The organism is Streptomyces oceani, assembly GCF_001751245.1.
GTDB classification, from domain to species: domain Bacteria; phylum Actinomycetota; class Actinomycetes; order Streptomycetales; family Streptomycetaceae; genus Streptomyces; species Streptomyces oceani.
Genome location: NZ_LJGU01000133.1, coordinates 14,353 through 41,315, shown reverse-complemented (window position 1 = coordinate 41,315; position 26,963 = coordinate 14,353). Strand labels below are relative to the sequence as shown.

General features: G+C 69.8%; 29 protein-coding genes. 18 read left to right on the top strand and 11 right to left on the bottom strand.

Annotation, left to right across the window (positions count from 1 at the left end; genetic code table 11):
- Positions 1–62 precede the first annotated feature (62 nt).
- From AN216_RS17900 to amaP, 5 genes are all read left to right on the top strand, one after another.
- Positions 63–560, top strand: coding sequence for an Asp23/Gls24 family envelope stress response protein (locus AN216_RS17900; RefSeq protein ID WP_070197707.1), 498 nt, complete (start codon positions 63–65; stop codon positions 558–560).
- A gap of 48 nt (positions 561–608) precedes the next feature.
- A complete protein-coding gene (locus AN216_RS17895; protein ID WP_070197706.1) occupies positions 609–809 on the top strand; it encodes a hypothetical protein in 201 nt (66 codons plus the stop codon).
- Positions 810–943: 134 nt separating this feature from the next.
- Positions 944–1,297, top strand: a complete 354-nt coding sequence (locus tag AN216_RS17890; RefSeq protein WP_070197705.1) for an Asp23/Gls24 family envelope stress response protein — start codon at positions 944–946, stop codon at positions 1,295–1,297.
- A gap of 41 nt (positions 1,298–1,338) precedes the next feature.
- Positions 1,339–1,962 (top strand): DUF6286 domain-containing protein, encoded by a 624-nt coding sequence (locus AN216_RS17885; protein ID WP_420855762.1) that lies wholly within the window; start codon positions 1,339–1,341, stop codon positions 1,960–1,962.
- 10 nt (positions 1,963–1,972) lie between these two features.
- On the top strand, positions 1,973–2,569 hold the full coding sequence (gene amaP / locus AN216_RS17880) for an alkaline shock response membrane anchor protein AmaP (protein ID WP_070197807.1): 597 nt from the start codon (positions 1,973–1,975) through the stop codon (positions 2,567–2,569).
- A 24-nt stretch (positions 2,570–2,593) separates the two neighbouring features.
- Here the strand turns inward: amaP and AN216_RS17875 are convergent, their stop codons facing one another.
- From AN216_RS17875 to AN216_RS17865, 3 genes are read right to left on the bottom strand one after another with little or no spacing between them, the layout of a single operon-like run.
- On the bottom strand, positions 2,594–3,352 hold the full coding sequence (locus tag AN216_RS17875; protein ID WP_070197703.1) for an SDR family oxidoreductase: 759 nt from the start codon (positions 3,350–3,352) through the stop codon (positions 2,594–2,596).
- Between the two features lie 58 nt (positions 3,353–3,410).
- A complete protein-coding gene (locus tag AN216_RS17870) occupies positions 3,411–4,343 on the bottom strand; it encodes an SURF1 family cytochrome oxidase biogenesis protein (protein WP_079166718.1) in 933 nt (310 codons plus the stop codon).
- Positions 4,344–4,367: 24 nt separating this feature from the next.
- Positions 4,368–5,447 carry a DEDDh family exonuclease gene (locus AN216_RS17865; protein ID WP_079166717.1) on the bottom strand — a complete coding sequence of 360 codons (1,080 nt, stop codon included), beginning with the start codon at positions 5,445–5,447 and terminating at the stop codon, positions 4,368–4,370.
- A gap of 264 nt (positions 5,448–5,711) precedes the next feature.
- Between AN216_RS17865 and AN216_RS17860 the strand changes: the two genes are divergently transcribed.
- Positions 5,712–6,614, top strand: coding sequence for a sterol desaturase family protein (locus tag AN216_RS17860; RefSeq protein ID WP_070197701.1), 903 nt, complete (start codon positions 5,712–5,714; stop codon positions 6,612–6,614).
- A 64-nt stretch (positions 6,615–6,678) separates the two neighbouring features.
- Positions 6,679–7,584, top strand: coding sequence for a sterol desaturase family protein (locus AN216_RS17855; protein ID WP_070197806.1), 906 nt, complete (start codon positions 6,679–6,681; stop codon positions 7,582–7,584).
- Between the two features lie 109 nt (positions 7,585–7,693).
- On the opposite strand, the gene AN216_RS17850 is transcribed toward AN216_RS17855, so the two are convergent.
- The gene (locus AN216_RS17850; RefSeq protein WP_070197700.1) at positions 7,694–9,280 is read right to left on the bottom strand and encodes a S8 family peptidase; all 1,587 of its coding nucleotides are present in this window, start codon (positions 9,278–9,280) and stop codon (positions 7,694–7,696) included.
- A 229-nt stretch (positions 9,281–9,509) separates the two neighbouring features.
- Between AN216_RS17850 and AN216_RS17845 the strand changes: the two genes are divergently transcribed.
- The 3 genes from AN216_RS17845 (at position 9,510) to moaA (ending at position 12,632) form a co-directional block, all read left to right on the top strand.
- Complete coding sequence (locus AN216_RS17845) at positions 9,510–9,854, top strand: DUF485 domain-containing protein (RefSeq protein WP_070197699.1); 345 nt, start codon at positions 9,510–9,512, stop codon at positions 9,852–9,854.
- Complete coding sequence (locus AN216_RS17840) at positions 9,851–11,479, top strand: solute symporter family protein (protein ID WP_070197698.1); 1,629 nt, start codon at positions 9,851–9,853, stop codon at positions 11,477–11,479. Before AN216_RS17845 ends, AN216_RS17840 begins: the two co-directional genes overlap by 4 nt.
- Before the next feature lie 163 nt (positions 11,480–11,642).
- Entirely contained in the window at positions 11,643–12,632 is a 990-nt protein-coding gene (gene moaA / locus AN216_RS17835; protein WP_070197697.1) for a GTP 3',8-cyclase MoaA, read from the top strand.
- 47 nt (positions 12,633–12,679) lie between these two features.
- On the opposite strand, the gene AN216_RS17830 is transcribed toward moaA, so the two are convergent.
- From AN216_RS17830 to AN216_RS17810, 5 genes are all read right to left on the bottom strand, one after another.
- Complete coding sequence (locus AN216_RS17830) at positions 12,680–12,928, bottom strand: hypothetical protein (protein ID WP_070197696.1); 249 nt, start codon at positions 12,926–12,928, stop codon at positions 12,680–12,682.
- Positions 12,929–13,111: 183 nt separating this feature from the next.
- Complete coding sequence (locus AN216_RS17825) at positions 13,112–13,522, bottom strand: DUF3099 domain-containing protein (RefSeq protein WP_170843164.1); 411 nt, start codon at positions 13,520–13,522, stop codon at positions 13,112–13,114.
- Between the two features lie 124 nt (positions 13,523–13,646).
- The gene (tyrS, locus tag AN216_RS17820; RefSeq protein WP_070197695.1) at positions 13,647–15,056 is read right to left on the bottom strand and encodes a tyrosine--tRNA ligase; all 1,410 of its coding nucleotides are present in this window, start codon (positions 15,054–15,056) and stop codon (positions 13,647–13,649) included.
- Positions 15,057–15,217: 161 nt separating this feature from the next.
- Complete coding sequence (locus AN216_RS17815; protein WP_070197694.1) at positions 15,218–16,627, bottom strand: metallopeptidase TldD-related protein; 1,410 nt, start codon at positions 16,625–16,627, stop codon at positions 15,218–15,220.
- A complete protein-coding gene (locus AN216_RS17810; protein ID WP_070197693.1) occupies positions 16,627–18,153 on the bottom strand; it encodes a TldD/PmbA family protein in 1,527 nt (508 codons plus the stop codon). The genes AN216_RS17815 and AN216_RS17810 overlap by 1 nt, the downstream gene beginning before the upstream one ends.
- Positions 18,154–18,422: 269 nt before the next feature.
- Here AN216_RS17810 and AN216_RS17805 point away from each other — a divergent pair, with 269 nt between their 5' ends.
- The 4 genes from AN216_RS17805 (at position 18,423) to AN216_RS17790 (ending at position 21,736) form a co-directional block, all read left to right on the top strand.
- Complete coding sequence (locus tag AN216_RS17805) at positions 18,423–18,923, top strand: DUF1203 domain-containing protein (RefSeq protein WP_070197692.1); 501 nt, start codon at positions 18,423–18,425, stop codon at positions 18,921–18,923.
- Positions 18,924–19,139: 216 nt separating this feature from the next.
- Complete coding sequence (gene fabG, locus AN216_RS17800; RefSeq protein WP_070197691.1) at positions 19,140–19,868, top strand: 3-oxoacyl-[acyl-carrier-protein] reductase; 729 nt, start codon at positions 19,140–19,142, stop codon at positions 19,866–19,868.
- A gap of 5 nt (positions 19,869–19,873) precedes the next feature.
- Positions 19,874–20,635, top strand: coding sequence for an enoyl-ACP reductase FabI (gene fabI, locus AN216_RS17795; protein ID WP_070197690.1), 762 nt, complete (start codon positions 19,874–19,876; stop codon positions 20,633–20,635).
- Positions 20,636–20,713: 78 nt separating this feature from the next.
- Positions 20,714–21,736, top strand: coding sequence for a Gfo/Idh/MocA family protein (locus AN216_RS17790; RefSeq protein WP_070197689.1), 1,023 nt, complete (start codon positions 20,714–20,716; stop codon positions 21,734–21,736).
- Positions 21,737–21,759: 23 nt separating this feature from the next.
- Here the strand turns inward: AN216_RS17790 and AN216_RS17785 are convergent, their stop codons facing one another.
- Positions 21,760–22,446 (bottom strand): FadR/GntR family transcriptional regulator, encoded by a 687-nt coding sequence (locus AN216_RS17785; protein WP_070197688.1) that lies wholly within the window; start codon positions 22,444–22,446, stop codon positions 21,760–21,762.
- Between the two features lie 162 nt (positions 22,447–22,608).
- On the opposite strand from AN216_RS17785, the gene AN216_RS17780 reads away from it, so the two are divergent.
- From AN216_RS17780 to AN216_RS17770, 4 genes are all read left to right on the top strand, one after another.
- Complete coding sequence (locus AN216_RS17780) at positions 22,609–23,988, top strand: CynX/NimT family MFS transporter (protein WP_420855760.1); 1,380 nt, start codon at positions 22,609–22,611, stop codon at positions 23,986–23,988.
- A gap of 17 nt (positions 23,989–24,005) precedes the next feature.
- Positions 24,006–24,122 (top strand): SGM_5486 family transporter-associated protein, encoded by a 117-nt coding sequence (locus AN216_RS30725; protein WP_275522375.1) that lies wholly within the window; start codon positions 24,006–24,008, stop codon positions 24,120–24,122.
- 289 nt (positions 24,123–24,411) lie between these two features.
- Positions 24,412–24,645, top strand: coding sequence for a hypothetical protein (locus AN216_RS17775; RefSeq protein ID WP_070197686.1), 234 nt, complete (start codon positions 24,412–24,414; stop codon positions 24,643–24,645).
- A gap of 114 nt (positions 24,646–24,759) precedes the next feature.
- A complete protein-coding gene (locus AN216_RS17770; protein ID WP_070197685.1) occupies positions 24,760–25,278 on the top strand; it encodes a SixA phosphatase family protein in 519 nt (172 codons plus the stop codon).
- A gap of 200 nt (positions 25,279–25,478) precedes the next feature.
- Here the strand turns inward: AN216_RS17770 and serB are convergent, their stop codons facing one another.
- The gene (serB, locus tag AN216_RS17765; protein WP_070197684.1) at positions 25,479–26,702 is read right to left on the bottom strand and encodes a phosphoserine phosphatase SerB; all 1,224 of its coding nucleotides are present in this window, start codon (positions 26,700–26,702) and stop codon (positions 25,479–25,481) included.
- Between the last annotated feature and the right edge of the window lie 261 nt (positions 26,703–26,963).

Sequence of the window (26,963 nt, the reverse complement as noted above, 5' to 3'; positions counted from 1 at the left end):
CTTAGCGTTTCTGGTGGAGCGGTGTCCAGCCCTCCGCATCGGCCACCGGGAAAGGCGCAGCGATGTCCGAGACAGCACAGTCCAGGAACCCCGACCAGTCCGCGACCGCGCCGGGCGCGGACACCCACCAGACCGCGGGCTCCGGCAGCCGACTGGATGCCCCGGGGGAGCGTGGGCGTACCACCATCGCGGACGGCGTGGTGGAGAAGATCGCGGGCATGGCGGCCCGCGACGTCCTCGGGGTGCACGCCATGGGGGGCGGTTTCGCCCGTACGTTCGGCGCGATGGCGGAGCGGGTACCCGGCGGGGGCAAGAGCGTCACTCGTGGCGTGAAGGCGGAGGTAGGCGAGGTACAGACGGCGCTGGACCTGGAGATCGTCGTCGACTACGGCGTCTCGATCGCCGAGGTCGCCCGCTCCGTACGGCAGAACGTCATCGCCGCCACCGAGCGGATGACGAGCCTGGAGGTCGTGGAGGTCAACGTCGCGGTGACCGACGTGAAACTTCCCGACGAGGAGGACGACGACGAGGAGACGAACGGCAAGCCACGACTGCAGTAGCAGCCGGCCACCACTTCATTCGTCGATCGCTGAGCCAGGGAGCACATGATGAGCATGGCCGCCTTGGGCCTCATCGCAGGCATGGCGTTGGGCTTCGCCGGGTACTTCGGCGGCTTCGGAGCCTTCTTGCTGGTGGCCGCGCTGGGTGCCATCGGGTTCGTGGCCGGCCGGGTACTGGAGGGTGACCTTGAGCTCGGGGACTTCTTCGGGACCCGTGGCGGCGGGGACAACCGGCGCGGGCCACGGTGAGTGGCACGCCAGCGGCTCCCGAACCGGGCGAGCCGCACGAGTCAGACAGGTCGCCTGAGTCCGCCGAGCCGAACCCTCCCGCGTCGGACACTGGCGCGGAGCGGCCCGGCGTACGCTCTCCGGAGCGGGGCGCGTTGCGGATCGCCGACCGGGTGGTGGCCAAAGTGGCCGCGCAGGCCGCACGGGAGGCTCTGCGGGACGGCCCCGGCGCGGACGTGCTGCCGCGAGGCCGGAAGGCCGCTCCCTCGGCGGACGTGGCGGTGCGCGGGGGACGACTGCGCGGGGCCGGGCAAGCCGCGCACGTCCGGGTCTCCGTCGTCCTCGGCTATCCCTCCGACATCGGCGCGCAGTGCGGCGCGGTGCGTCGGCGGGTCGCTTCGCGGGTAAGGGAACTGGTCGGGATGGACGTGCCGGAGGTGGCCGTGGAGGTGACGCGGCTGCGGTCCTCGCACCTGGACGACGAAGGCCCCGGGAGTGGTCTGCGGTGAGTGACCAGAGCAGCGACGCCCCACCGACGTCGACACCCACGCTGGAGAAGGACCCCGGGGGCGGTTGGACGCAGTCGACGTCCACCGCGGCCTATCGTCCGCAGCCCGGAGACGCCGGCAGGCGCGCCAACGGCCGCTTCTGGTCGAGCCGTCGGTTTCCGGCCGTCGTCCTCGCACTTCTGTTGCTGCTCGGTACGGGCCTGCTGCTGTACGACCTGGTGGCCGTACGCGCCGGGGGACCCGCCATGGCCTGGCGCCGCACGCTCGCCGACGAGTTGGCGACCCGCGCGCTGGACGACGTCTGGGTCTTGACGGGCGCTGCCGTGCTCGCCGCGATCGGCCTGTGGCTGCTCGTGCTGGCCGTCACGCCCGGCAGGCGGGGACTGCTCACCATGCGTGCCGTGACGCCGGAGGTGCGTACCGGCCTGGAGCGGGCGGCGGCGGCGTTGGTGTTGCGGGACCGTGCGATGGAGGTGGCCGGAGTGCGTGCCGCAAGGGTCGAGGTGCGCCGGCACAAGGTCAAGGCGCGGGCGGAGGCCCACTTCCGGGAGCTGGACGAGGTGCGGGCGGACCTGGACAGCGCGCTGGAGGACGGCATCCGGGAGCTGGGCCTGGCCGGCCGGCCGCGGTTGTCCGTGCACCTCCGGCGGGCGGGGAAGAGATGAGGTGGCGTCCGTGCTGCGGATCGTGAACCGGGTCCTGCTCGCGCTGCTCGGCCTGGTCTTCCTCACGCTGGGACTGGGGGTGCTCTTCGGCGGGCTGGATCTGGCCCGCCGCTGGGGAGTCGACCTGAGCGGGATTTCGCCCTGGTCCGGGCCGCACGATGTGCTGCTCACCGAGGCGGACCGCGTTCGCTGGCGGGACCGGGAGTGGTGGTGGCCGGTCGTCTTCGTCGCGCTGGGCCTGCTGGCGGCGCTGCTGCTCTGGTGGTGCGCGGCCCAGCTGCGCCGGCGCAGGCTGAGCGAGATCGTGGTGGACAGCGGGGACGGTGAGAGCGCTTTGCTGCGCGCCCGGGCCTTCGAGCGGGTGCTGGCGGCAGAGGCGGAGTCGCTGCCGGGTGTCGACCGCGCCCGGGTGGTGGTGCGCGGCCGGCGTACCCGCCCTCGGGCCTGGGTCAACCTCACTCTGGTCGCGCACGCGGAGCCGGCCGTTGCCGCCGAGGAGCTACGTACCGGGGCACTGGCGCGGGCGCGGGAGTCCGCGGGGCTGACCGAACTCCCCGCGGAGGTACGCCTGCGCTGTCTGCGCCACCGCGCGGAACGGGTCAGCTGAGCCGACCGGGCGCGGGCGGCGTCCTCAGATGCCGTGCCCGGCGCCACCGTCGACCGGCAGCATCACCCCGGTCAGGTAGGAGGCCGCCGGGGAGAGCACGAAGGTCGCCGTACGCCCGAACTCCTCCGGCGTGCCGTAACGGCCCAGTGGAATCCCGGCGATGTGACGGGCCTTCGCCGTCGCCGGATCGTCGGCCAGCGCGTCCAGTTCGCGCACCCGGTCGGTGTCGATCCGCGAGGGCAGCAGGCCGAGGACCCGGATGCCGCGCGGCCCGACCTCGTTGGCCAGCGACTTGGCGAAGCCGGCCAGGCCGGGACGCAGGCCGTTCGACACGGTCAACATCGGGATCGGCTCGCGTACGGAGGCGGACAGCACGAAACCGATCACGCCGCCGGCCTCGAGTTCGCCGGCACAGGTGCGCGCGAGCCGTACGGCACCCAGGAAGACCGACTCGAAAGCGGACCGCCACTGCTCGTCGGTGATGGCCTCGCCCTGCCCAGCGGGCGGTCCGCCGACGCTGATCAGCACCCCGTCGAAGCGCCCGAAACGGTTCCGGGCGGTCTCCACCAAGCGGGCGGCGGTGGCGGGGTCGGCGTTGTCGCCGGTCACGCCCACCGCGCGGGCGTCGCCGAGCCGGGCCACGGCTTCGTCGACCGCCTCCTGGGAGCGCCCGGTCAGCACGACCCTGGCTCCTTCCTCGGTGAGGGACTGTGCCGTGGCGAAGCCGAGTCCACGAGTGGCGCCGGTGATGACATACACGCGATCGTTCAGTCCGAGGTCCATCCGGTCAGTCTGCCGGTTCCACCGGGCGACGCCGCAAGCCGGGGCGGTTTCGCGTGCGTCAGGAGCCCGGTCGTCCCGCGGAGCCGGCGGGTGTGTCCGTGGCCAGCGCTCCGGTTGCCTGGTCCGTGTCCGGGACGTCCGCCGTATCGTCCGCCGGGCTCGCCCTACCAGCCGCCGTGTCGTGCTTCGGTGCCGCCGGCCCCCGGGCGCCCCCGGGCCCGCCCTGCCCGGCAGCCGCGGAGATCCGGTCCCGGCGCTCGCGGCGTACGAGTACCACCCAGCCGACCGGGACCGCCGCGGCGAAGAGCCACCACTGCACGGCGTACGCCATATGCGGGCCGATGCTGTCGTGATCCGGTTCCGCGATTCGCTCCGGGCGCTCCCCGGTCGGTTCCGGGATGGACCTCGTCAGCTGGACGTATCCGCCGAGTACAGGTCGGTCCAGCCGCTCCGCCTGCTGTTCGCTGTTGATCAACATCACCTGGCGAGCGGGCAGGCCCTCCTTGTCCTTGATGCCGCTGGTACTGGTGGTCTCGTCGGCCATCAACCGGCCGGTGACCGTCACCGGCCCCTCGGGCGCCTTGGGCACCTTCGGGAACTCCGTGAGGTCCCGGCCCGCCTTGATCCAACCACGGTTGACCAGTACGGCCGTACCGTCCTCCCGGATCAGCGGGGTGAGGACGAAGTACCCGATGGACTGCTCGTCCGCGGCGGTGCGTTGACGGACGACGACCTCGTGCTCGGTGTCGTATGTCCCCTTCGCCCGGACCGTGCGGAATCGGACGTCGGCGTCCGGGCCCCGCCGCGTGCTGGTGAGTTCCGTCACCGGGACCGTGGGCGCGGACAGGCTCTCGGCGATCAGTTCGTTGTGCGCCACCCGGGACTCGTGGCGGTGCAGCTGCCAGAATCCCAGCTCGACCATCGTGGGGATGAGCGCGAGGGCGAGCAGGGTGAGCATCACCCACTGCCGGGACAACAGGAAGCGGTACACGCTCCTGACGGTACCTGTCCCGTCTCAGCCCGCCGGTGCCGGGGCCACGTCCTGTAGCAGCTGGGTGAAGGCGGCCTCGTCGAGCACCGGGGTGCCGTGCGCGCGCGCCTTCACCGCCTTGGAGGTGACGGACCGCGGATCATTCGTCACCAGCAGGCTCGTGCGTCCGGACACGCTGCTGGCGATGTGCAGTCCCGCCTCCGTCGCACGGTCCTCGAGGAGTTCACGCTCGACCGAGGTGTCGCCGGAGATCGCCACCCGCATCCCCTGGACGAGCGGTCCGCCCGGCTCGTACGGACCTGGGTTCGGGTACGGACACGGGGGCCGCTTGCGGGTGGGGCGCCACCGGCCGTACGCGGCGGGGGAGCGCGACCCGCCGGTGGTGGGCGCCGCCTCGTCGCGGTCCGTCGGCAGCGGCTCCGACCACTCGGTGAGTGGCCGGCAGGCGAGCAGCGGTAGCGGTATGTCGGCCTGCGCGGCCAGGTGCAGGCTCGGCCGGAAGGACTCGGCCAGCACCCGGGCGTCGTCGAGCGCGTGGTGTGCCTGCCGCTGCACGACGCCGTAGTGCGCGGCCAGCGACTCGAGCTTGTGGTTGGGCAGTGGCAGGGACAGCGCCTTGGAGAGGGCGATGGTGCACAGCCGCTGCCGCACGGGAGCGACCCGCTCGGTGCGGGCGTACTCCCGGGCGATCATCATCCAGTCGAAGACGGCGTTGTGCGCGACCAGGACCCGGCCCGCCAGCCGAGCCGCGAAGTCCTCGGCGACGTCCGGAAACTCGGGCGCGTCGGCGAGGGCTTCGCGGGTGAGACCGTGTATCCAGGTCGGTCCGGGATCGCGCCTCGGGTTGACCGTGGAGTACCAGTGGTCCTCCACGTGCCCCTGGGCGTCCAGTTGGTAGACCGCCGCGGACACGATCCGGTCGTTCCTGGCGAGTCCGGTGGTCTCGACATCCACCACGGCGTAGCCGGTTGGGTATCCGGAGGGCCAAGGCGCCTGCCGGTCGCCGGACTTCGCTGTGGGGGTGCGGGGGTCGGCGGTGGGCTGCGCGGGCACACGCCGCCGTGCCGCGCTGTCCTGGGGCGCTGCCGGCTGGTCTTCGAGCATGGTCCCAGAGAATACGGGCCGGTACTGACAGCGTCGGACAGGCCGGGTCCCGGCGGGGCTCGCCCGGTCGACGCGACAGCCGGTGGCAGCGGGTGCGTGTCGTGCCGGCGTCCGAACCTCCCCTGACGTCCACGGGGTTCGTCGGCCGTACCCGGGTGCCCGGCGTCGCGGCGGAGGGGCTGGTCACGGCGACGTGTTCGAGACGTTCTTACTTGTCGGTAACTCCCTCTGGTGGTCCGTGCGGAAACGGCTTACCGTGCTGTCATGTCCAGCGATCTGCCAGACGTGGTGCTGTGGTCGATCCCGGCCTTCGTACTGCTCACCGTGCTCGAGATGGTGAGTCACCGGCTGCATCCCGACGAGGACGCGGCCGGCTACGACACCCGGGACGCCGCGACCAGTGTCACCATGGGGGCGGGCAGTCTCGTCTTCGACGCGCTGTGGAAGATCCCGATCGTGGCCATCTACGCGGCCGTCTACGAGCTGACGCCGTGGGAGATCCCGCTGCTGTGGTGGACCCTGCCGCTCATCCTGCTCGGGCAGGACTTCTTCTACTACTGGTCGCACCGCGGGCACCACGTCATCCGGATTCTGTGGGCCTGCCACGTGGTGCACCACTCGAGCCGCAAGTTCAACCTGACCACCGCGCTGCGCCAGCCCTGGACCAGCCTGACGGTCTGGCCGTTCTACCTCCCGCTGATCCTTCTCGGGGTGCATCCGGCCGTGCTGGCCTTCTGCTCCTCGGTGAACCTGGTCTACCAGTTCTGGATACACACCGAGCGGATCGGCAAACTGCCCCGGTGGTTCGAGTTCGTGTTCAACACGCCCTCGCATCATCGGGTGCATCACGCGTCGCAGGGGGACTATCTGGACCGCAACTTCGGGGGCATTCTGATCGTGTGGGACCGGCTGTTCGGGTCCTTCGCCCCGGAAGTGGAGCCGTGTGTGTACGGGTTGACGAAGAACATCGAGACCTACAATCCGCTGCGCGTCGCCACTCACGAGTACGCCTCGATCGGCCGTGACCTCCGGGCCGCCCGCAGTTGGTCGGAGCGCGCCGGCCGGATGCTGCGCGGTCCCGGCTGGGAACCTGCCGCGCAGCCGGTGGCGGGTGACCCGGAGCCGGACCGCGCCACCGTGGACGTGCCGCCGGCGCAACCGAGTTGAGGGAAAACCCTGCTGACCGGTCCGTGGTCTCGCCGTGGTCACGGAAGGCTCCTACCGTGCACTCATGGTTCCTGACTTTCCCGATGTCATGTTGTGGTCGTTTCCGGCCTTCTTCCTCCTCGGCGCTGTAGAGGTGTTCGGTCACCGACTGCGTCCGAAGGACGAGCAGGCCGGTTACGATCCCAGAGACTCCGCCACGAGCATCAGCGTGGCCGTGTTCAGCTACGCCCTGGACATGCTGTGGAAGATTCCGACGATGGCGGTCTTCATCGCGGTCTACGAACTGACCCCCGCACGCGTTCCCGTGCTGTGGTGGACCCTGCCGCTGATGCTGTTGGCCCAGGACTTCCTCTACTACTGGGCGCACCGGGAGAACCACCTGATCCGCATCCTGTGGGCCTCCCACGTGGTGCACCACTCCAGCAGGAAGTTCAACTACAGCACCGCGCTGCGACAGCCGCCCTGGGAGTCCCTGGCGGTCTGGCCGTTCTACCTCCCGCTGGTCGCCTGCGGGGTGCATCCGGCGGCCATCGCGTTCTGCTACTCGGTGAACCTGGTCTACCAGTTCTGGATACACACCGAGCGGATCGGCAAACTGGCCCGGTGGTTCGAGTTCGTGTTCAACACGCCCTCGCATCATCGGGTGCATCACGCGTCGCAGGGGGACTATCTGGACCGCAACTTCGGGGGCGTTCTGATCGTGTGGGACCGGCTGTTCGGGTCCTTCGCCCCGGAAGTGGAGCCGTGTGTGTACGGGTTGACGCAGAACATCGAGACCTACAACCCACTGCGGGTCGTCAGCCACGAGTACGTGGCGATCGGCCGTGACGTACGGCGGGCCGAGAGCTGGTCCGAACGTTCCGGTCGCGTGCTGCGCAGCCCCCGCTGGCAACCGGTCGCGACGCCGAGGCCGGACACCGCGCCGGAGGACGTACGGTCCCCGGAGCCCGCTCGGCTGGGGAAGCCGTAGACCGCGTGAGCCAGGCGGCTGAATGGGGGCCGGACCAGCGGCATAGCCGTGGCCCGGCCCCTCGTGACGGGTTGTCAGGGGCCCGCGACGTGGCGTCGGGCCGCCCCGGTCACTTCCGTACGGCGTCCAGGGCGTCCACGAGGCCGTAGCCGTAGAAGCTGTTCACCTTGTCGTGCCCCGCGCACTCGGCGTTGACCTCGCCGTCCCCGTCCGGGTCGTACGGTTCGGTCGGGCAGCCGGGGTTGTCGGCCCACGCCTTCATCCGCCAGTGGATCTCCTGGGGAGTGGACCGTGGATGCGCGCTCTTGACGAGCGCCGCGACTCCGGCGACGTGCGGCGCGGCCATCGACGTGCCCTGGAGGAAGGCGTAGTCGCCGTCCGGCATGGTCGCGAGGATTCCGCCGTTCTTGGCGTCGCCGCCCGGCACCTGGTACTTGTCGCCGCCCGGTGCCGCGACGTCGATGACCCCCGAGCCGTGGTTGGAGTAGTACGACTTGAGGGTGTCCGCGCCGGTCGCGGAGACGGTGACGGAGCCCGGCAGTTGAGCGGGGACGTCCAGGCAGGCACCGGGATCTATGGTGCGCTCGACCGGCTTCGAGTCGTTGGGGCTGGTGTCGTCCACGATCTCGTCGGCGGCCAGGTCGTGGTTGGAGTTGCCCGCCGAGGTCACGTTCAGGATGCCCTGGTTCTCCGCGTACTCCGCCGCGCGTCCGACCGCTTCCGCGATGGCCTTCTGGTCGGCCTGGTCGGGGCAGTTGTACAGCCAGGGGTCGACGTAGTAGCTGTTGTTGGTGATCTCCACCCCTTGCTCGGCGGCGAAGGTGAAGGCGCAGACGACGGCTTCCGCGTAGAAGAGGCTGCTGCCCTGCTCCGCCACCTTGATGGAGGACACCTGAGTGCCGGGAGCCACGCCCGCGACGCCCACGTCGTTACGGGGCGCGGCGATGGTGCCGGCCACATGGGTGCCGTGGTAGCTGCCGCCGGTCTCGTACGGTCGCCAGGCGCCCTCGGAGGTGTCGGCCTTGCCTCCGACGCAGCTGGCGGACTGGCTCGCGGAGAAGTTGGCCCGCAGGTCGGGATGGGTGTCATCGACCCCGGTGTCGATGACGGCGGTGGTGACGTCCCGGCTCCCCTGGCTGACGGCGTGCGCCTGGTCCGCCTTGATCTGGGGGAGGTTCCACTGTAGGGACTCCAGCGGCTCCGGCGCGACGTCAGCGTCGTTGGCCCCGGCACGTTCCTGCTGCCGGGCGTCCAGTTTGTCGGCGAGCGCCTTCGGGTCCTGGACGTAGCGCGGCTCGCCCTCCTGTGTGGTGCCGGCGGCTCGGAGCGGCGCCGTACGGGTCGCGCCCGCCGAGTCCACGCCCTCGACGGCGCGTAGCAGCTCGCCGAACCGGGGGTTGTCGGAGTGGGCGACGAGTACGCCGATCTCCTCGTGGGTGGTGACCACGGTGCCGTCGGCGTCCGCGATCTTCTGCTTCACCCGCTCTATGGTGTCGTCCTCTGCTTCGGTGTTGACGACGTAGCTGAGTTGTTCCGCGTCCTTGGCCTTGGCCTCGGTGTGCCGCTGTTGTCCGGTGGCGGGCCGGTCCTGGGCGAGGGCGGTGCTCGCGCCGGGCAGTACGGCGAGCGAGGCGGTGAGCGCGAGGCCGAGCGGCACCGCCAGTACGCCGCTGCGTCTGCGGGATCGAGCGTCCATAGGACCTCCATGTCCGTGTGTGACCACTGTGGGCGGAACGTATCCATGATGTGTACGTGTCAGCAATGGAGTCCCAGGAGACGCGCGGGATACCACTCGTATCCCCTACAGATTTCAACCACGGACCTCTGTCGCACGGCTCGCCGGCGATCTACGATGCGCTGACGGCTATCTGCTGTGATCCAGGTCATAGCCCTCATCCCCGCACAGTCCGTCCGTTGGAGTCGCCGTGGACACTGAACAGGAAACGGGTTCCGGCCCGTCGTCCGACCGGAAGTACCGGGAGGTGCAACAGAGCGCGGAGTTCGGTGAACTACGCCGATCCCACCGCTCGTTCGCCTTCCCGCTCACCGTCGGCTTCGTCGTCTGGTATTTCCTCTACGTCCTGCTGTCCATCTACGCGGGCGATTTCATGGGCACCAAGCTGCTGGGCAATCTCAACGTCGCGTTCGCCTTCGGCATCGCCCAGTTCGTGACCACCTTCCTCATCGCCTGGTGGTACGCACGACATGCCGCGGCCAAGCTCGATCCCAAGGCCGACGCCATCAAGAACCGTTTGGAGGCCGACGCGTGAACTCGCTCGTTCAGCTGGCCGCCGAGGACGCCAGCGACCACCGCACGCTGATCATCACGCTCTTCTCCGTCTTCGTCGCCGCCACCCTCGGTGTGACCGTGTGGGCCGGCCGACGGACGAAGGACGCCACCGACTTCTACGCCGGCGGCCGTTCCTTCACCGGTTTCCAGAACGGCCTCGCCATCTCCGGCGACTACATGTCCGCCGCCTCCTTCCTCGGGATCGCCGGCCTCATCGCGCTGTTCGGATACGACGGATTCCTCTACTCCATCGGCTTCCTCGTCGCCTGGCTGGTCGCCCTGCTGCTGGTCGCCGAGCCGTTGCGGAACTCCGGCCGTTTCACCATGGGCGACGTGCTCGCGTACCGGATGCGCCAGCGCCCGGTGCGTACGGCCGCCGGCACCTCCACCATCGTGGTGTCGATCTTCTACCTGTTGGCCCAGATGGTGGGCGCGGGCGCGCTGGTCGCCCTGCTGCTCGGAGTCTCCGGGGACGCCGGCAAGAACATCATCGTGGCCATCGTCGGCATCGTCATGATCCTCTACGTCACCATCGGCGGAATGAAGGGCACCACCTGGGTGCAGATGATCAAGGCGTGTCTGCTGATCGCCGGCACCCTGCTGGTCACGATCCTGGTGATGACCAAGTTCAACTGGAACATCTCCTCGCTGCTCGGCGCCGCCGCGGAGGAGAGCGGCAAGGGGGCGGCCTTCCTCGAGCCGGGTCTGAAGTACGGGGTGAGCACCACCTCGAAGATCGACTTCATCTCGCTGGGTCTCGCTCTGGTGCTGGGGACGGCCGGACTGCCGCACATCCTGGTCCGCTTCTACACGGTGCCCACCGCCAAGGTGGCCCGTAAGTCGGTGAACTGGGCGATCGGCATCATCGGCGTGTTCTACCTGATGACCATCGCCCTCGGCTTCGGGGCGGCGGCACTGCTCTCCCAGAAGGAGATCACCGACTCCGACGCCGCGGGCAACACCGCGGCGCCGTTGCTGGCTCAGGAGATCGGCGGCGGAGCGGACTCGATCGGCGGTGCGACCCTGCTGGCACTGATCTCGGCGGTCGCCTTCGCGACCATCCTGGCGGTGGTCGCCGGCCTCACCCTGGCGTCCTCCTCGTCGTTCGCCCACGACCTCTACGCCAACGTCATCCGCAAGGGCAAGGCGACGGACAAGGAGGAGGTCAGCGCGGCCCGGATCGCGGCGGTGGCCATCGGAGCCGTCGCGATCGTGCTCGGGATCTTCGCGGGCAAGCTCAACGTGGCCTTCCTGGTGGCGCTCGCCTTCGCGGTCGCGGCCTCGGCCAACCTTCCGACGATCCTCTACAGCCTGTTCTGGAAGCGGTTCAACACCCGAGGGTCGCTCTGGTCGATCTACGGCGGGCTCTTCTCGTCCGTCTTCCTCGTGTTCTTCTCCCCGGTGGTCTCCGGGAGCGAGGAGGCCATGTTCTCCGGTGTCGACTTCCAGTGGTTCCCACTGAGCAATCCCGGCCTGATCTCCATCCCGCTGGGCTTCCTGCTCGGTTGGTTGGGGACGGTGCTGTCGAAGGAGGACGAGGACCCCGACGGCGAGAAGTACGCCGAACTGGAGGTGCGGTCACTGACCGGCAGCGGGGCGCACTGAGCTGCCGCGGACGCCTCACGGCCCCTCACTGCTGACGGCCCACCACGGAGCGGTTCGCGGCGGGGGCGGTCCCGCTACCGCCCCCGCTTCAACGAACTGTTGATTGTCACAGGCGTCACGTACGCTGCGAGGCAAAGGAAACAACCGTGGGAGGGCCGTCAGCATGCTGCTCGACACATACGGCCGGGTCGCCACCGACTTGCGCGTTTCACTGACCGACCGGTGCAACCTGCGCTGCACGTACTGTATGCCGGAGGAGGGGCTGCAGTGGCTGGCCAAGCCGAAGCTGCTGACGGACGACGAGATCGTTCGGCTCATCCAGGTCGCCGTGACCGGGCTGGGCATCGAGGAGGTTCGTTTCACTGGAGGGGAGCCCCTGCTGCGCCCGGGACTGCCCGGCATCATTGAGCGTTGCGCGCGGTTGTCACCTCGCCCGAAGATCTCCCTCACGACCAACGGCATCGGTCTGGAGCGTACGGCCCACGCCCTGCACGCCGCCGGGTTGGACCGGATCAACGTCTCGCTGGACACGCTGCGCCCCGAGGTGTTCCAGCAGCTGACCCGTCGTAAGCGCCACGCGGACGTCCTGCGCGGCCTCGCCGCCGGCCGTGCGGCGGGCCTCACCCCGGTCAAGGTGAACACCGTGCTGATGCCGGGGCTCAACGACGACGAGGCGCCGGACCTGCTCGCCTGGGCGATGGAGCACGGATACGAGCTGCGTTTCATCGAGCAGATGCCCCTTGACGCCCAGCATGGCTGGCACCGAGAGGGGATGATCACTGCCGGAGACATCCTCACGTCGCTGCGCAGCCGCTTCACGCTTACCCCGGAGGGCGAGGAGGAGCGCGGCTCTGCTCCCGCGGAGCGCTGGATCATCGACGGCGGACCGCATCGAGTGGGCGTGATCGCCTCCGTCACCCGGCCGTTCTGCAGCGCCTGCGACCGTACCCGTCTCACCGCGGACGGTCAGGTGCGTACCTGCCTGTTCGCCACCGAAGAGTCGGACCTGCGCGGCGCCCTGCGGGACGGGGCGAGTGACGAGGAGATCATGGCGCTGTGGAAGCGCGCCATGTGGGGGAAGAAGGCGGGTGCGGGCATCGACGACCCGTCCTTCGTCCAGCCCGACCGTCCGATGTCCGCGATCGGCGGCTGACCCACGCCGCCGGTCCGGACCGGGCGGGGCCGGTCCGGACCGGCTGGTCAGTCTGGGGGAGCCGCGCTGTCGTCCTCCCATTCCGCCAGTGGCACGACATCCCGAAGGAAGCCGCGCACGTTCAGGAACGATGACAGGTGTTCACGGTGTTCATCGCAGGCCAGCCAGGTCTTGCGGCGCTCGGGAGTGTGGAGCTTCGGGTTGTTCCAGGCCAGTACCCACACCGCGGGTGCCTTGCAGGCCTTCGCCGAGCAGATGGGAGATTCAGGGTTCGCTGCGGGTATCACGCTGTCCATCCAACACCCGCGCGGCGCACGTAACGACGCCGGGCAGCCACGGGGGGAGCCGCCCGGCGTCGGTCCATCGCTCCGACGGGGGATGCGGAGCGCTCCAGAAGTATGGCATGACAGACCCCGGCAGGTGCAGCAGAACCGGACTATTCCTGTGAGCTTTTCCGGGGGTCCGGACGACTTGGCTGCTCAACGCGGTCTGTCCGAACGGGTGTTGGGCTCCCCGCCCGCCGGCTTATCCTGCCGTTCGGCTCGCTCGTCCGTGCTGTGCGGGGTGGTGCCGGCGGCACCGGCGGTGTGGTCGGTCGCGTCGAGCATCGGCCGGGATCCGGGGAGCACGGTCGTCGGCAGCGAGGAAGCGTTCTCCCGCCCCGCGTTGGCGACCACGACCGCGACGTATGGCAACACCACACCGAGGACCAGCGCCACGATGGCCAGTGGACGTTGTACGTTCCACAGGGTCACCGCGAGCAGCACCGCCACCGTCCGTACGAGCATCGAGATCACATACCGCCGCTCCCTGCTCCGGACGTCCTCGGTCAGTCCCTTCCGGGCCCCGGTGATCCGGACGACCTCAGGGCTCCGCTGCTTCCGCAACATCCTCATCACCCGCTCGTTGGCCCGGTCACGCCGTGTGCCGGACACCACCTCCACGGTACGCCGCCCGCTCCGGCTGGCTTGAGCGCGGGTGGACAGTCCTGGCTGATCCGGCAGATTCGCCGGATCAGCCGCCGCGGACCTCAGCGATCTTGCGTCCGGCCTTCAGATAGACGGTGCCGCTCACGCCGGCCTCGGTCAGCTTCTCCGGGAGCACCTCACCCAGCGGGCGCAGCGCGTCGGCCTCCGTGAGCACGATCGCATGCTGCTCCTCGTCGCTTTCCACCACCAGCCGCAGGCCGTTCTGCTTGGCGACACGACGGGCCGCCGAGGCGCTCGGCGTGAACTCCAACACCTTGGTCAGCAGTGCCGCGACGCCCTCGGCGGCGTGCTCGGTCAACTCCAGTGCGGGCAGCGACCGTACGTCCGCGAACGTCCGTCGGGAGAACTGTGCGGCGAATCCCCGGCGTGCCGCCATGGCCGCCGGCACCCCGTACAGCGCGGCCACCACATCGCCGGCCAAAACCCGCTTCAGGTCCATCGGGTGCAGCGTCCCGGCCTCGACCCGCTGCAAGGCCGTGTCGATCTCGGGATCGGTCCATTCCGTCCAGGCACGCAGGTATGGTGCGGTCAGTCGGTCCGGGATCGACATGATCTTGCCGAACACCTCGTCGGCCGAGGCGTTCAAGGAGACGTAGTTGCCCTTCGACTTGGACATCTTGGCGCCCGAGCCGTCGGTGCCCTCGATCAGGGCGTTCGTCGCGATGAGCTGTGGTCGCTGTCCGTAGATCTCCATCACCTTCCGGCCCATCTGCATGTTCAGCAGCTGGTCCACGCCGCCCAGCTCGATGCCCGCCTCGATCTCGGCCGAGTCGACCGCCATCGCGACCGGGTAGATCAGCTCGGACATGGTCAGCCCGGCACCTTCCGAGAGCCGGTTGCGGAAGTCCTCTCGCTGCAGCAGCTGCGCGGCGGGGACCTGGGAGAGGATGCCGATCAGCCGGGGCAGGGTGATGCTGCCCAGCCACTCGCTGTTGTGGCGGAATCGGACCTTCTCGAAGTCGAAGAACGGCTTGACCTGGTCCTGGTAACCCGCGAGGTTTCGCGCGATGTCCGCGTCGGACAGCGGAGGGCGCTCGGCGGTACGTCCCGAGGGGTCGCCGATCTTTGCCGTGGTGTCGCCGATGATCAACGTGACCCGGTGGCCCATCCGTTGGAATCGGCTGAGGATGATCACCGGCACCGCGTGCCCGAGGTGCACGTCGGCGGCTGTGGGATCGATGCCCAGCTTCACGTGCAGACTGTCGTCGTCCGCCCGGCGTGCGTCGATCTCCTCAGCGAGCTTCTCGACCGAGGGCAGCACGTCCACCGTACGAGCCGCGATGAGCGCCGCCTGCTCCTTCGCCGAGAGGTCGCTCAGGTCGAGATAGCGCCGTGCTCCGGTCTCCTCGAGCAGCTGCTCGACGGCGGCGTCGGAGGAGAGGTCCTGTGCCAGCAGCGTGCTGGCGCGTTGTACGGAGTCACCGAGGCGTGTCACGTCTGTCGTCCTGAGGATTGGTTACGGGAGGTTCACCGCCCCGAGTCTATGCCTGCTGGCCGCTCCTCGTGGCCGTAGGCCACAGCGGACAGCCGTTGGCCACGGTGCAGTGCCGTATGGCCATGGGGGGCTGCGGTACGACGGTGGCTGGCACGTGGTGCCTAGACTCCCTGGCTGACCGAACTCATGTTGAAGTCCGGAACGCGCAGCGCCGGCATCGAGGCTCGGCAGAAGTAGTCCGACCACTCCCGCGGCAGCGTGTGCTCGCTGTGTCCCGCCTGCGTGACCCGGGAGAGCAGGCCGACCGGCGACTCGTTGAACCGGAAGTTGTTCACGGCGCCGGTGACCTCGCCGCCCTCGATCAGGTACACCCCGTCCCGTGTCAGACCGGTCAGCAGCAGGGTCGCCGGATCGACCTCCCGGATGTACCACAGGCAGGTCAGCAGCAACCCGCGCTCGGTACCCGCGACCATGTCCGCGAGGGAGGAGTCGCCACCCCCCTCCAGCACCAGGTTGTCCACCGGCGGAGCCACCGGCAGGCCGCTCAGCCCCGCGCTGTGCCGAGTCGTCGGCAGGCGGGTGAGCGTGCCGTCGCGCATCCAGTCGGTGGCGGACAGCGGCAGTCCGTTGTCGAAGACCGAGACGTCTCCACCGGAGGCGCGCGCCAGCAGATGCGGCGCCGACTCCAGGCCCGGCTCTGAGGGGTCGCTGCGCAGTGTCAGCGGCAGCGTGGAGAGCCGTTCGCCCAGCCGGGTCTGGCCGCCCGGCCGACTGAACACGCTGCGCCCTTCGACAGCCTCCCGCGCCCCGGAGGACCACCACTGGTAGATCAGCAGGTCGGCGACCGCGCTTGGCGGCACCAGGGTGTCGTACCGTCCCGCCGGCAGCTCCACCCGCCGCCGCGCCCAGCCGAGCCGCTGGGCCAGCTCCGCCTCGAGCGCGAGGGGGTCGATGTCGCTGAAGTCCCGTGTGTAGCGCCCCACCCAGGCGGAGCGTTCACGGTCGGTGCTCTTGGCGTTGACCTCCACGGTGCCGGTCGGTTGGTCGTGGCGCAGCCGCAGGCCGGTGGAGCTGCCGAGATAGCTGGAGCGCACGGCGTGGTGGGCGAAGCCGTACAGCTGTCGGCCACCCGCTCTCGCCCGCGCGAAGGATTCACCGAGTGCCGGGGCGAACTCCGCGAACACCTCGGGTGAGGTCTCCGCCGGTTCCGTCCGGAAGTCCGGGTGTTCCGGCTTACCGTCGACGAGGGGCTGTGCGTCCTCAGCGGGCCCTGCGGCGCGTGCCGCCTCCTCGGCGGACCGCACCAGCGACTCCAACTCCGCGTCCGTCACGGCGCTGCGCGACACCACTCCGGAAGCGGTGCCCTGGCGGCCGTCGATTGTGGCGAGGACCGTGAGCGTACGTCCCCGGGCGACGCCGTTGGTCGTCAGCGCGTTCCCCGCCCAGCGGAGGTCGACGGTGGAGTCCTCGTCCGCGATCACCACACAGCCGTCCGCCCGGGACAGCTCCAGCGCCCGCTCGACTGTCACGTGTGGCGTGCTCTTCCCCGCTGTGCCGTTGCCGCCGCTCATCAGCCCGCCTCCCGTGTGGTGTTGAGGATGTTGACGGCGCGGAACAGCGCGCTGGGGCAGCCGTGCGACACCGCCGCGACCTGCGCCGGCTGGGCCTTGCCGCAGTGGAACGTGCCGCCCAGGACGTACGTCTGCGGGCCGCCCAGCGCGCTCATCGCACCCCAGAAGTCCGTGGTGGTCGCCTGGTACGCGACGTCCCGCAGCTGTCCGACGAGTCTGCCGTGCTCGATGCGGTAGAACCGTTGGCCGGTGAACTGGAAGTTGTACCGCTGCATGTCGATTGACCAGGAGCGGTCGCCCACGACGTAGACACCGCTCCGCACGTCACCGATCAGCTCCTCTGTGGTGGGCCCCTCCGGCGCGGGCTGGAGCGAGACGTTCGCCATGCGCTGCACCGGTACGTGGTTCGGCGAGTCGGCGAAGGCGCAGCCGTTGGACCGCCCCAAGCCGGTCAGCTCCGCGATCCGACGGTCCGTCTGGAAGCCGACGAGGGTACCCTCCCGCACCAGGTCCCAGGACCGCGCGGCGACCCCCTCGTCGTCGAAGGCGACCGTGGCCAGGCCGTGTTCGGCCGTGCGGTCGCCCGTCACGTGCATCAGCTCGGAGCCGTACCGCAGGGTGCCCAACTGGTCGAAGGTGGCGAACGACGTGCCCGCGTACGCCGCCTCGTAACCCAGCGCGCGATCCAGCTCGGTGGCGTGGCCGACCGACTCGTGGATGGTCAGCCAGAGGTTGGACGGGTCCACCACCAGGTCGTAAGCGCCGGGCTCGACGCTCGGCGCGCGCAGCTTCTCGGCCAACAACTCCGGGAGGCGCGCCAGTTCGTCCTCCCAGTCCCAGCCGACCCCGTGGAGGTACTCCAGCCCGCGCCCGACCGGGGGTGCCAGGGTGCGCAGGGAGTCGAAGGAACCGGAGTCCGTCACCGCGACCGCGGTCAGTCGTGGTGCCAGCCGTACGCGCTGCTGGGTGGTGATCGTGCCGGCCGTGTCCGCGTAGAACTTGTTCTCCTGGACGGCCAGTAGTTCGGCGTCCACATGGCTGACGCCCTCGGCGCGCAGCAGTCCCTCGCTCCACTGGGCCATCAGCCCGATCTTCTCGGTGTCCGGCACCTCGAAGGGGTTCAGCTCGTAGCTGGAGACCCAACTGCGCTCGCCGTGCGAGGGCTCGGCCGCCAGCTCCACCCGGTCATCGTGACCGGCGGCCCCGATCACCTGAGCCGACAACCGCGCCATCCGCACGGCCTCGTCGGCCACCCGGGCGGCGCCGTCCGTGCTCAGCTCCGCGCCCGAGGCGAAGCCCCAGGCGCCGTCGTGTACGACGCGCACGGCATAACCGGTCTCGGTGTGGTCGGCCGAGCCGCTCAGCCGGGCGTCGCGCAACTGCCACTGGGCGCCCCGCACCCGCTCGAACCGGAAGTCCGCGTGCGCCGCGCCGAGCGAACGGGCCCGGCTCAGAGCGGCGTCGGCCAGCGTACGCAGCGGGAGCGCACGGAAGGACGGGTCGATCTCAGCGTTCGTCTGTGCCACGGGCGCCTCCCGGTGTACGTGAAACACGGCTCGCGCGATGGCGGCGCACGCAGAAGCAACGCACGCGAGGACCAAGCACGCGAAACCAGCCGAACCGAACAACACGGCCAGCCGGGCCTCATTCTGCTCCTCGCCGCATTCGGACGCCATCCATCGCGAAGACCCTGTGGATAACTCACGGACGTCGGGTCCGTCGCCACGGAGAACCACCCGAGACGGCGTCCGAAAAACGCCGGCGACCTCGCCGCCCCCGGAGCAGACTTCGACAGATGACCACATACCGCCCGCGGCCCGTCGACCCGGCCGCACTCGCCGAACTGCGCGTGAACGACGACGCCGGCCGCCCGACGCGCCCCCACACGACGCCGCACGGCGGCGAGCCGCTGCGCTGCTGCCTACGCAAGAGCCTGCCCGGGGAACGGACAGTTCTGGTGTCCTACGCCCCGCTACGCCGCTGGGCGCTCGAGACTGGAGCCGACCCCGGAGCGTACGAGGAGACCGGGCCAGTGTTCCTCCACGCCCAGGAGTGTCCGGGACCGGATGACCCGCCGCTCGGCTACCCCTTCGCCCGGCCCGGCGCTCTGCGCGCGTTCCGCCGCTACGACGCCCACGGGCGGATCGTCGGCGGCCGGCTCGTCGAGTTGCCCCTCGATACCCGTGCTGCCTACGACACCGCGCTGACCGAGGCGTTCGAACAGCCCGAGGTGGCTCTGGTACACGTACGGGCCGTTGAGTACGGCTGCTTCCACTTCGAGGTACGCCGCCCCTGAACCAGCGGTGCCACGCCGAAGCGACGCCGTACGGACAGCCTGGTCCGGCAAGTCCGGTCCGGCGGGAGGTCCCCCGGACGCCAGGGTCGCTGTGGGAACCCCACAGTGGTCATCGCGGTGTGCTGTACTCCACGGTTCCGTGTGGCGCACGGCCACCCGATAGGTTCGGTAGGCCAGTCGTCGATCGCTGCACCAGACACGAAAGGGTGGTCCCGCGTGAGTCCATCGAGCCGCTCGGTGCTCGTCACCGGAGGAAACCGCGGCATCGGTCTCGCCATCGCCCGGTCCTTCGCCGAGGCGGGCGACCAGGTCGCCATCACGTACCGCACCGGGGAGCCGCCCGCCGAACTGGCCGACCTCGGAGTGCTCGCGGTCCGGTGCGACATCACCGACTCCGAGCAGGTCGAGCGTGCCTTCAAGGAGGTGGAGGAGAAGCAGGGCGCGGTCGAGGTGCTGGTCGCCAACGCCGGCATGAACCGGGACCAACTGCTGCTGCGGATGTCCGAGGAGGACTTCTCCAGCGTGCTGGAGACCAACCTCACCGGCACCTTCCGGGTGACCAAGCGCGCCACCAAGGGGATGCTCCGTGCCCGTAAGGGGCGGGTCGTGCTCCTCTCCTCGGTGGTGGGGCTGCTCGGTTCCGCCGGGCAGGCGAACTACGCCGCCTCCAAGGCCGGCCTGGTCGGGTTCGCGCGCTCACTCGCCCGGGAGTTGGGTTCCCGCAACATCACCTGCAACGTCCTGGCCCCCGGCTTCGTCGACACCGACATGACGCAGGCGCTCAGTGACGAACAGCGCGACCGTATCGTCAAGCAGGTGCCGCTGGGCCGCTACGCCCGGACCGAGGAGATCGCCTCCTGCGTCCGTTTCCTGGCTTCCGAGGAGGCCGCGTACATCACCGGAGCCGTCATTCCCGTGGACGGCGGATTGGGCATGGGTCACTGAACGACATGAGTGGAATCCTCGCCGGCAAGCGCATCCTGGTCACCGGTGTCATCACCGAGTCCTCCATCGCCTTCCACACCGCCCGGGTCGCCCAGGAAGAGGGCGCCGAAGTGGTGTTGACGGGCTTCGGCAGGGTCAGCCTGGTGGAGCGGATCGCCAAGCGGCTCCCCAAGCCCGCCCCGGTCATCGAGCTGGACGTGACCAACCAGGAGCACCTGGACGGTCTGGCCGACAAGGTGCGCGAGCACGTCGACGACCTGGACGGGGTGGTGCACTCCATCGCCTTCGGGCCGGAGGGCGCGTTCACCTTCCTGGAGGCCGATTGGGCGGACGTCAGCACGGCCGTGCAGGTCTCGGCCTACTCCCTGAAGTCCCTCACCACCGCCTGTCTGCCGCTGATGCCCCGTGGCGGTTCGGTGGTCGGCCTGACCTTCGACGCGCAGTACGCCTGGCCGAAGTACGACTGGATGGGGGTGGCCAAGGCCGCGCTGGAGTCGACCAACCGCTATCTCGCGCGCGACCTCGGCGGCCGGAACGTACGCTGCAACCTGGTGTCGGCGGGCCCGATCCGGTCGATGGCCGCGAAGTCCATCCCGGGCTTCGAGGAGTTGGCCGACGTGTGGAACCATCGCGCGCCCATCGGCTGGGAGCTGACCGACCCGGAGCCGGCCGGGCGCGGCATGGTGGCCCTGCTGTCGGACTTCTTCCCGAAGACGACCGGCGAGGTCGTACACGTCGACGGCGGCGTGCACATGATGGGAGCCTGACCCCGCACGTTCCGACCGCCCGATGGCTGACCCGCGGCCGGCCGGAGCGTGGGCACGGACCCGTAGCGAGGAGTGCACATGCGGATCGGGCTGATCGGCACCGGACGGATCGGAGCGTTGCACGCGCGAACCCTGGGTGAGCTGCCCGCGGTCGACACCGTCCTGCTCGCCGATGCCGATGCCGAGCGGGCCGGGGCGCTCGCCGAACAGTTGGGCGCGGGAGTGGACGCCGTGCCCAGCGTGGCCGAGCTGTACGCCGCGCGTCCCGACGGTCTGGTGATCGCCGCGGCCACCGACGCTCACGCCCCGTTGCTGCACCGGGCGTTGGACGCCGGGATCGCGGTGTTCTGCGAGAAGCCGGTGGCTCCGGACGTGGCCGGCACCCTGGCCATCGCGGAGCGCGAGGCTAGCGCGGGGACGCCCGTGCAGATCGGCTTCCAGCGTCGCTTCGACCAGGGTTACCAGGCCGCGCGGGAGGACCTGCGGGAAGGTCGGTTGGGGTGGCTGCACACCCTGCGGGCGCTCACCTCGGACCAGACGCCGCCCCCCGCTGCATACATCCCCGCCTCCGGTGGCCTCTTCCGGGACTGCAGCATCCACGACTTCGACATCCTGCACTGGCTGACCGGACGTACGGTCGAGCGGGCCTACGCGCAGGGGGCGAATCGCGGTGAGGCGTTCTTCCGGGACGGCGACGACGTCGACACCTGCGCCGCGCTGTTGCGCTTCGACGACGACGTGCTCGCGACCGTCACGGCCACCCGTTACAACGGCGCCGGGCATGACGTACGCCTCGAGGTGTGCGGCTCCGCCGGCACCCGTGTGGTCGGGCTCGACGACCGTTCGCCGCTGCCGAGTGCGGAGGCCGAGCTGTCCTGGCGGCCGGCCGCGCCGTACCGTACCTTCCTGGAGCGTTTCCACGACGCGTACGTCACCGAGCTGGACGCCTTCGTGGGGGTGGTCGCCGGACGGGCCCCCAGTCCGTGTACGGCGGCGGACGCGTTGGAGGCGTTGTACGTGGCCGAGGCGTGCGACCTGTCGCGGCGTACGGGCGACCCGGTGGTGATGGCGGAGGTCCGGGACGGTCGGGCGGTTGGCTGAGCTGACCCACGCGGGCAGAGCGCTCAGGCGGAGGAGGAACTGACTCCGCAACCCCACTCCCGGGTGTGGGAGCCGGCCTCCCGGGCAGCCGCCTCCGCGTCGCCTGAGTGAATCGCATGGACCATGCCCGAGTGATCCATGTGGTCCTCGGGGCGCAGCCGCTCCCCGACATCGATCCGGAGGTAGGCGCGCAGCACGTCACCGAGGTCGGCGTATACCGCTGTCAACACATCGTTGTGCGAGGCGGCGACGACGGCCAGGTGGAGGTTGGCGTCCGCCTCCACGAACCGTTCGACCTCACCGGAACTCCACGCCGTCTCCCTGCGCTCCAGCAGCATGTCCAGCTGGGCGAGGTCCTGTTCGGTGCGTCGGTGGGCGGCGAGCCGAGCCGCCTCCGTCTCCAACGCGGTGCGTAGCTCGGCGACATGACGGGAGTCCGCGCTGGCGAACCGCCGGTGCATCACCCCGGCCAGCTCGCTGGTGGCCACCACGTACGTCCCCGAGCCCTGGCGGATGTCCAGCAGCCCGTTGTGCGCCAGCGCGCGCACTGCTTCCCGCACGGTGTTCCGGGCGACCCCGAGCTGCTCCACCAGCTCCGGCTCCGTCGGGATGCGCGAACCGACCGGCCACTCGCCCGAGGTGATCTGGGCACGCAGCGAGGCGATCACCTGGTCCGCCAGGGGTGAACGATGAGGCGAGGTCAGCGACATGACTCTCCGGTGTTTCCGGGCTCGGCCGGCTCGTGGGCGGGTGGACGTGCCGGAAGGCGTGTCTGCTCATGATCCCACGCCTCCGCCCATCGCCCGGGCGGGACGCCGGACGGTGGGAGACGGGATTGAGGCAATTCATCCAATGATTCTATGATGGTCTCCATGACTGCGACAGAGGACGACCTCACGAGCCCAGCCATCTCGTCCTCGCGCTCCGGGCGGGCGGGTGACGACGTGGATCCGATGCGTAACCAACGCAGCCAACACAGCCAACACAATCAGGACAGTCAGGGCAGGGCGGGGGAGTCGCGCTTCGCCGGATGGCGCCTCAGCCTGGTAACGGTCGGGCTGGTGCTGGCGGCGCTCAACCTGCGCCCGGCGATCGCCAGTCTGGGCCCGTTGTTGGCCGAGGTGCGGCAGGGTCTCGGCATGAGTGGCACGGTGGCCGGTCTGCTCACCTCCGTCCCGGCCCTGTGCTTCGCCGCCTTCGGCGGGCTCGCTCCCCGGCTCGCACGCCGCTGGGGGCCGGGAGCGGTGGTGCTCGCCGGTATGGCGGCGGTCACGGTCGGGTTGGCACTGCGTCCACTGGCCGGCGGCACGACCTTCTTCCTGCTCGCAAGCGCGGGCGCGCTGGCCGGGATCGCGGTGAGTAACGTCCTGATGCCCGTGGTGGTCAAGCACTGGTTCCCGGACCGGGTCGGTTCGATGACCGGGCTCTACTCCATGGGGCTCTCCCTTGGTACGGCCGGCGCCGCGGCACTGACCGTGCCGATCACCGACGCGCTGGGCGGCGACTGGCGTAAGGGACTGGGGGCCTGGGCCGTCGTCGGGGTCGCGGCGATGGTGCCCTGGGCCCTGGTGCTGTGGGGGCGCAGGAAGCGGAGCACGCCCGCCGGCGAGGGCGCGGGCGCCGCGGGCCAGCACCCGGAGACCTTCTCGGCCGAGGAGGCGGGGGCGGAGAGCCTGCGTATCACCCGCTCGCCCACCGCCTGGGCACTCGCCGTGTTCTTCGGGCTCCAGGCCTCGGCGGCGTACATCGTGATGGGCTGGTTGCCGCAGATCTTCCGGGACGCGGGTGTTCCCGCCTCCACCGCCGGGGTGATGCTCGCGGTCACGATGGGCCTGGGGGTGCCGCTGTCCTTCGTACTGCCGAGGATCGCGGCCCGGATGAGCCACCAGGGGCCTCTCGCGGTCGTCCTCGGGGTCTGCGGGTTGACTGGTTATGCGGGCCTCTGGTTCGCGCCCGGGGCGGGGGCGTGGCTGTGGGCGATGTCGCTGGGAGTGGCCAACTGCGCGTTCCCCCTGGTCCTCACCATGCTCGGGATGCGGTCGCGGACCAGCGCGGGCGTCGTGAAACTCTCCGCCTTCGCGCAGAGCACCGGTTACCTCATCTCCATCCCCGGGCCCCTGCTGGTCGGTGCGCTGCGGGAGTACAGCGGTGGGTGGCATCTGCCGCTGGTGCTGATGACCGGCCTGATGCTCGTCCAGATGGTGATGGGCGTGCTGGCCGGTCGGGACCGGTGCGTGGAGGACGGAAACTGAGTGGGAGACTGAGCGGTATGCCCGTACTGGAACCCAATCCGCAGAACGGCCAGAAGAAGCTGCTGCTGGTCTTCGCCACGATATTCGGCATCTTCGTGGTCATCGGCGTGATCGCCTCCATCGCCGCACCCTGACCGGCCGCTTCGGGCCGGGCCGGCCCGAAGCGTGGTGCCGAGCCCCATTCGGTGCGGCGACGGCGCGGCCGTGGGCAGTCGGCAAGCCCCGCGGTGGCCAGCGCCCGTGGCGTACGCCTATGCGCCTGGCCGGGCGCGAAGCGCGGTCCGGGGGTGGGGCTGGCCCCCCAACCCTTAGGGGGCTGGGTTCAGGGGCAACTGGGTGGGTCACCTGATGGGTTCGGCTTCGCAGCCGCCGTAGCGTCGAAGGCGGCGTTCGAAGATCCACCCGACCACGGAGGCGACTCCCATGCCCGCAGTTGTGCAGACCACCCCGCCCCCGTCTCGTCCCGGCTATCACGGGGCGAACGCCCACCTGCCCTGGTGGGCGGTGGTGCTTCCGGTCGTCGCGTTCCTGGCGTTGCTGTTGCTCCTCGTGGGGAGCGGGCAGGCTGAGGCGACAGGCGGAGGGGAGGCTTCCGCCGGGGACGACAGAGCCGTGACGCGCGTGCTGCAGCACTTCGCGCAGATACTGCCGGGGTGATGCTGACGTGGTGGCACGCCGCTCGCGCGTGGGTCGTCGGCCGGGGCGGTGTGGAGTTGGTGAGTATCCCCAACCTCTCGCGCTCAGCCCGGCGTTTCATGCGAAGCTGGAAGCATGAGCGTCGATGTGCCCCGCAGTATCGTCCTTCTCCGGCATGCGAAGGCAGACTGGCCCGATGTGAGCGACCATGAGCGTCCCCTCGCGGAGCGGGGCCGTAAGGACGCCCCTCTTGTCGGCGAGTGGCTGACCGCGCACGGCATCTCCCCCCAACTCACCCTCTGTTCCAGCGCGGCACGCACTAGGGAGACCTGGAAGCTGGTCGTCACAAAGCTCCCCGAGCGGCCACGCACGATCTATGAGGACCGGCTGTACGAAGCCTCCACCGGCGAGATCATCTCTGTCCTGAACGAGCTTCCGGAGGAGGTCGCGGACGTCCTGGTGGTGGGCCACAATCCGGGCATGCAGACGGTCGCGGAAACCCTGGCAGGTGGCGTGGAGGGGGACAGCGCGGCACACATGGCGCGGCGGGGCTTCCCCACCTCGGCGCTGGCGGTACTGCGGTTCAACGGGACATGGAAGTCGGTGGAGCCGGGGGCAGGGACCCTGACGACGTTCTGGGCGCCACACGAGTAACGCGACGAAGCGCCGTCCTGGCATGCTGTGGCCTGGGGCCACAGCAGCCGTGGTGTGTCGAGCACGAAGTGGCGGACCGGCCGCGGGCCCGTAGGGCGGCGGGTGACAGCTCCGCTGTCGTACGGGCACACAGAATTGGCAGGGCCGAGCGGAGTCCCAGGCACGTGCGAGCGAGCGCCCAGCTGTGCCGGCCTGCCCCGTCAGTCGGTGATCTCGGCCGCCTCGACCTCGTCCCGGGTTATACCGAGCAGATACAGCACGGTGTCCAGGAACGGCACGTTCACCGCCGTGTGCGCGGCCTCCCGTACCACCGGCTTGGCGTTGAACGCCACGCCAAGACCGGCGGCGTTGAGCATGTCCAGATCGTTGGCGCCGTCACCGATCGCCACGGTCTGCTTGAGCGGCACACCCGCTTCCTCCGCGAACCGGCGTAGCAACCGCGCCTTTCCGGGACGGTCGACGATCTCCCCGGTGAGCCGTCCGGTGAGTTTCCCGTCGACCACCTCCAGGGTGTTGGCGGAGGCGAAATCCAATCCCATGCTCTCCTGTAGCGCGTCCGTGACCTGGGTGAACCCGCCGGAAACCACACCGACTTGGTAGCCGAGCCGCTTGAGCGTACCGACCAGGGTGCGGGCACCCGGAGTCAGTCGTATCTCCTCGCGTACCTTCTCCACCACCGACTCGTCCAGTCCGGCCAGCAGCCGCACCCGGGCGTGCAGGGACTGTTCGAAGTCCAGCTCGCCGCGCATCGCCTGCGCGGTGACCTCGGCGACCTCGGCCTCACACCCCGCGTGCGCGGCGAAGAGTTCGATGACCTCGTCCTGGATCAGGGTGGAGTCGACATCCATGACGATCAGCCGCTGGGCACGCCGGTGCAGCCCGGAGGCCACCACCGCCACGTCGACCTTGTGCCGGGCCGCCTCCTGGGCGAGTGCGGTCCGCAGCTCGGCGGTGCCCGCACCCGAGACGTCGAACTCCACAGCGGTCACCGGGTACTTCGCGAGTCGGAAGATGCGGTCGATGTTGCCGCCGGTGGAGGTGATGCTGGCCGTTATGGCGGAGGTCGACCGAGCGGTGAGCGGGTGCCCGAGCACGGTGACATGGGAGCGACCGAGGCCGCGGGGCTGGTTGTCGCCGGTGCCCGTGATGATCTCGGCGTCCATGCCCATGGACTCCGCCCAACTGTGCACGGTCGCGCGCAGCGCGCCCTCGTCCTCACCCCCGGACGGGGCGCTGACCAGCGCGCACAGCGTGATCCGGCCACGTGTGACGAGCTGCTCGATGTCGATCACATCGACCCAGTACGCGGCCAGGGTGTCGAACAACCCTGCCGTGATGCCGGGCCGGTCCTTTCCGAAGATCTTGACCAGGACGGTCGGGGCCTCGGTCTGAGCGGCGTCGTGAGCTTCCTGCGATGGGGTCATGATGCGTTCACGGTATCGCTGTGCCCGGCAGCTTTCCTGCCGGGGCCGCATACTGGACGGACCCGGTGGTTGTCCGTATCGTGCTCGCACTGGATCGTCAGCTGCCGTACGGATCGACGGAGGTCGCAGCCTCCACGGGTCAGGATCGGATTCGTCGCTTCCCGTGTGCACTTTCCAGGGGCGACTTCCTGTCAGGCGGGGGAGCCTGAAATAGTTCCCCACGATGTTCGCCATCCCTAGACCCCCGTACGGGGGGTGACT

What these genes read in the sequence shown, in the direction of transcription:
- AN216_RS17900 (WP_070197707.1), top strand. Translation starts at nt 63, where the DNA reads ATGTCCGAGACAGCACAGTCCAGGAACCCCGACCAGTCCGCGACCGCG.
- AN216_RS17895 (WP_070197706.1), top strand. Translation starts at nt 609, where the DNA reads ATGAGCATGGCCGCCTTGGGCCTCATCGCAGGCATGGCGTTGGGCTTC.
- AN216_RS17875 (WP_070197703.1), bottom strand. Translation starts at nt 3,352, where the DNA reads ATGGACCTCGGACTGAACGATCGCGTGTATGTCATCACCGGCGCCACT.
- AN216_RS17865 (WP_079166717.1), bottom strand. Translation starts at nt 5,447, where the DNA reads ATGCTCGAAGACCAGCCGGCAGCGCCCCAGGACAGCGCGGCACGGCGG.
- AN216_RS17860 (WP_070197701.1), top strand. Translation starts at nt 5,712, where the DNA reads ATGTCCAGCGATCTGCCAGACGTGGTGCTGTGGTCGATCCCGGCCTTC.
- AN216_RS17855 (WP_070197806.1), top strand. Translation starts at nt 6,679, where the DNA reads ATGGTTCCTGACTTTCCCGATGTCATGTTGTGGTCGTTTCCGGCCTTC.
- AN216_RS17850 (WP_070197700.1), bottom strand. Translation starts at nt 9,280, where the DNA reads ATGGACGCTCGATCCCGCAGACGCAGCGGCGTACTGGCGGTGCCGCTC.
- moaA (WP_070197697.1), top strand. Translation starts at nt 11,643, where the DNA reads ATGCTGCTCGACACATACGGCCGGGTCGCCACCGACTTGCGCGTTTCA.
- AN216_RS17830 (WP_070197696.1), bottom strand. Translation starts at nt 12,928, where the DNA reads ATGGACAGCGTGATACCCGCAGCGAACCCTGAATCTCCCATCTGCTCG.
- AN216_RS17825 (WP_170843164.1), bottom strand. Translation starts at nt 13,522, where the DNA reads ATGTTGCGGAAGCAGCGGAGCCCTGAGGTCGTCCGGATCACCGGGGCC.
- AN216_RS17815 (WP_070197694.1), bottom strand. Translation starts at nt 16,627, where the DNA reads ATGAGCGGCGGCAACGGCACAGCGGGGAAGAGCACGCCACACGTGACA.
- AN216_RS17805 (WP_070197692.1), top strand. Translation starts at nt 18,423, where the DNA reads ATGACCACATACCGCCCGCGGCCCGTCGACCCGGCCGCACTCGCCGAA.
- fabI (WP_070197690.1), top strand. Translation starts at nt 19,874, where the DNA reads ATGAGTGGAATCCTCGCCGGCAAGCGCATCCTGGTCACCGGTGTCATC.
- AN216_RS17790 (WP_070197689.1), top strand. Translation starts at nt 20,714, where the DNA reads ATGCGGATCGGGCTGATCGGCACCGGACGGATCGGAGCGTTGCACGCG.
- AN216_RS17785 (WP_070197688.1), bottom strand. Translation starts at nt 22,446, where the DNA reads ATGTCGCTGACCTCGCCTCATCGTTCACCCCTGGCGGACCAGGTGATC.
- AN216_RS17780 (WP_420855760.1), top strand. Translation starts at nt 22,609, where the DNA reads ATGACTGCGACAGAGGACGACCTCACGAGCCCAGCCATCTCGTCCTCG.
- AN216_RS30725 (WP_275522375.1), top strand. Translation starts at nt 24,006, where the DNA reads ATGCCCGTACTGGAACCCAATCCGCAGAACGGCCAGAAGAAGCTGCTG.
- AN216_RS17775 (WP_070197686.1), top strand. Translation starts at nt 24,412, where the DNA reads ATGCCCGCAGTTGTGCAGACCACCCCGCCCCCGTCTCGTCCCGGCTAT.
- AN216_RS17770 (WP_070197685.1), top strand. Translation starts at nt 24,760, where the DNA reads ATGAGCGTCGATGTGCCCCGCAGTATCGTCCTTCTCCGGCATGCGAAG.
- serB (WP_070197684.1), bottom strand. Translation starts at nt 26,702, where the DNA reads ATGACCCCATCGCAGGAAGCTCACGACGCCGCTCAGACCGAGGCCCCG.